Origin of the sequence: Streptomyces bobili, from assembly GCF_002154575.1 — a bacterium.
Classification (GTDB): domain Bacteria; phylum Actinomycetota; class Actinomycetes; order Streptomycetales; family Streptomycetaceae; genus Streptomyces; species Streptomyces bobili.
The window spans coordinates 231-501 of the sequence record NZ_MUBA01000624.1 but is presented as its reverse complement, the minus strand read 5'-3'; the positions used below and the strand labels follow the sequence as shown (position 1 = coordinate 501).

General features: G+C 70.8%; 1 pseudogene. It reads right to left on the bottom strand.

The features are described 5' to 3' along the window. Positions 1-271: pseudogene (locus tag BZL64_RS35085) on the bottom strand (copper chaperone); the annotation flags it as partial.

The window sequence follows — 271 nt, the reverse complement described above, 5'->3', positions numbered from 1 at the left end:
GACTGCGGCAGTGCCGCAGGCACACGTTCTTCAGTGGCCCGAGTTGCTGAAGCCCGGCCAGCAGGAACGCGGTGAAACCGATCCAGCGCCCCGCGTCGGGGTGATCACGGACAAGGTCTCCGGTGGCGGCGAGGGCCCCGTACGCGAGGAGCCCGAACGCCGTCCAGACGAACAGGTAGCCCCAGATGAATGTGGCCGTCCGTGCTGCGCGCGCCAGGCCCGTCGAGCGGCGGCCGATCCACCGCGCCCAGGTGATCGCCACCGGAGCGAC